Origin of the sequence: Halalkalibacterium ligniniphilum (assembly GCF_000334155.1) — a bacterium.
GTDB classification, from domain to species: domain Bacteria; phylum Bacillota; class Bacilli; order Bacillales; family Bacillaceae_D; genus Halalkalibacterium; species Halalkalibacterium ligniniphilum.
The window spans coordinates 1-3134 of record NZ_ANNK01000045.1; the positions used below are offsets into that span (position 1 = coordinate 1).

Annotated in this window: 3 protein-coding genes; all 3 read left to right on the forward strand. The window is 42.2% G+C overall.

Going from position 1 to position 3134, the window contains the following annotated elements:
- A partial coding sequence (locus BLT_RS0103610) for a nucleotide-binding domain containing protein (protein ID WP_017726447.1) occupies positions 1–592 on the forward strand: 592 nt, incomplete at its 5' end.
- An 18-nt stretch (positions 593–610) separates the two neighbouring features.
- The gene (locus tag BLT_RS0103615) at positions 611–1642 is read left to right on the forward strand and encodes a TRAP transporter substrate-binding protein (RefSeq protein WP_017726448.1); all 1032 of its coding nucleotides are present in this window, start codon (positions 611–613) and stop codon (positions 1640–1642) included.
- Positions 1643–1785: 143 nt separating this feature from the next.
- Positions 1786–3036, forward strand: a complete 1251-nt coding sequence (locus BLT_RS0103620; protein ID WP_017726449.1) for a lactate racemase domain-containing protein — start codon at positions 1786–1788, stop codon at positions 3034–3036.
- The last annotated feature ends 98 nt before the right edge of the window (positions 3037–3134 follow it).

A 3134-nucleotide genomic window follows, 5' to 3' on the forward strand; every position in this document is an offset into this window, starting at 1 on the left:
AAAAGTGGTTACTAAGAATAAGCCAATCATTAACAAGCAAAGTGCACAACCGACCTTGACGATTGCAGGTAGCGTGAGTGAGGTGACGAGAGAACAAATTGCTTATCAAGAAGAACAAGGGGCATACGTTCTGTCGATTCACCCAATTCAGTTGCTAAAAAATCATGAAGCAGCACTGCTGGAAGCGCTAGAGAAAGCAAAAGAGATTCTTTCGGTTGGAAAAGACCTTGTTGTCACAACGCTTCTTACAAAAGAGGCTAAAGATGCAGTTGAGCAGTTTGCGCGAGAATCATCAATGGAAAAGCTGGAATTAGGCAATCGCATTGCCTCAATGTTCGGTCAATTCGCAAGCCAGCTGATAAAAGAGGTTGAGGTTTCTGGACTTATTCTTACAGGTGGGGATATTGCTTATCAAACCTGCCTTCAACTCGGAATCGATTCTCTTGAAGTTGTGGAAGAGATTGAAGAAGGAATTCCGCTTTGCAGAGTTATGACAGGAACATTTAGAAATACCGCTATTGTTACGAAGGCGGGAGCATTTGGTCATCGATCTTCATTGCATCATGCAATGAATGTTATAAAACAAACATAGCTTTAAGGGGGAAGTAAAGTGAAGAAATTTCTAATGTTGTTAGCTTTAACAATGGTCATCGCAGTCTTAGCAGCTTGCGGTGGCTCTGAATCAACCGATTCAACGAGCGGCGCTGATGATGCAGACGCTGATAGTGGAAGTGGGGAAGCCATTACGATTAGAGTCGGGCACACATTAGCAGACACCTCTCACTACCAAGAAGGTTTATTGTATTTTAAAGAAATTCTAGCAGAAAAGACAAATGGAGAAATCAATGTTGAAATCTATGCCGCTGGGTCACTTGGTGGCGAACGTGACATGGTAGAAGGTCTTCAAATTGGTACGGTTGATTTAGTGTTAACTTCGACTGGACCAATGAGTGGATTTGTAGAAGATATTACAGTTGTTGACTTACCATTCTTGTTCCGTGATGCAGAGCATGCTCATGCTGTATTAGATGGTGAGATTGGTGACGAATTGCTTGCAAAGCTTGAACCGATTTCATTAAAAGGGCTTGCTTGGTGGGAGAATGGCTTCCGTCATGTGACAAACAATGTTCGTCCAATTGAAAAGCCTGAAGATTTACAAGGATTGAAGTTGCGTACAATGGAGAATGAAATTCATATGGCAACGTTCAGTGCGTTTGGAGCTTCTCCAACACCAATGGCCTTTACGGAATTGTTCTCGGCGTTACAGCAAGGTGTTATTGATGGAAACGAAAACCCAATTCCAGTTATTTATACATCTGCTTTCAACGAAGTACAAGACTATCTTACATTAACTGGTCATTTCTATAATCCTTCTATTCTATTAACATCACCTACTTTCTTTGATGGATTATCTCCTGAGCACCAAGAAGCGCTTTTAGAAGCTGCAAAAGAAGCTGGGGACTATGAGCGTCAAGTTGTTCAACGTATGGAGCAGGAATACCTGGATGAGCTTGAGGCAGCCGGGATGGAAATCAGCCGTGATCCGGATCTTCAACCATTTATTGATGCTGTACAGCCTGTATATGAAAAATATAGTGAAGTGTTTGGCCAAGAACTAATTGATGCCATTCGCAATTACTAGAAGGAACACAGGCGGATAAGAATTTCTTATCCGCCCTCTTCTACGAATAAGGGTGAAGAGGAACTTAGGTTGAAGTGTGATTAACATTCTTGTCATCCTAGTTTGATAAAATAATACGTAAAGACATTGTGGAGATGATAAAGATGAATTTTCCAAAGGTGGTTAAGATCAAGCAGCATTTTACAGGTCCTACCGTCTCAAACATTGATGAAAAGGTAGCCCTTGAATTTGCAAAGGCTGAGATTGAAGAAAAAGTACAAGCTGGGATGAATATTGCGATTACGGCTGGAAGCCGAGGCATAGCCAACATCGCAACCATTATTCGAGCAGCGGCCACAGAAGTGAAAAAACGTGGAGCAAACCCATTTATCGTCCCGGCAATGGGAAGTCATGGTGGAGCTACTGCTGAAGGTCAGATCGAGGTTCTTGAGAGCTTAGGTGTGACAGAGGGATATTGCGGTGCGCCGATTCGTTCTTCAATGGAGGTCGTTGATCTCGGTAAGACAGAAGCGGGCATATCGGTCTATATGGATAAGATTGCCTATGAATCAGATGGAGTTATTCTTGTGAACCGGATTAAAGCCCATACTGATTTTTCGGCTTCGATTGAAAGTGGTTTGATGAAAATTGCTTCCATTGGACTTGGAAATCACAAGCAGGCACAGGCGATTCATACGTTTGGTGTTCTAGGGATTCGCGATCATATGCCGATTGTCGCTGAACATATTTTTCAAAGTGGAAAAATTTTGATGGGAATTGGAATTGTAGAAAATGCGTTTGAAGATACGGCTGAAATTGAGGTCATCCCTGTTCAGTCAATTAAAGAGCGTGAGCAAGAGCTCCTACGTTTCTCAAAATCGCTGATGCCCAAATTGCCAGTTGACAACCTAGATATTTTACATGTTGACAAAATAGGGAAAAACTACAGCGGCACAGGAATGGATACGAATATTATTGGCCGTTTGCGAATTTTAGGAACGGCTGAGCCTGAAACTCCTTCAATTCATTACATCATCGCAAGTGATCTCAGTGAGGAATCACACGGAAACGCTCTTGGGATCGGATTAGCTGATTTAACAACCGAGCGATTGTTTCAAAAAATCGATTACCAAAAGATGAATGAAAATGTCATCACCAGTTCATTTTTGAAGCGGGCAAGTGTCCCAATTAAACTGGCAAATGATCGGGAAGCAATCTCAGCTGCTATACGTTGTAGCTGGGGGAAGGCACCAGGGGAGATTCGTTTTATGCGAATTCCGAATACCCTTCATTTAGAAGAGCTTTATGTGTCAGAAGCATTATTGCCCGAAATAGAGAAACAGGGCAATGTGGAAATCATCGGTGAAATGGCACCGATGGCGTTTGATGACAGCGGCTATTTTCTAAGCTTTTAAACTGTTCAATTGATAGGAGGAACGATAATGGGAGAACAAAATGGGGTAGCAAACACATACGGGAACTTAATCAATGGAGAATGGATCAAAGGGTCTGA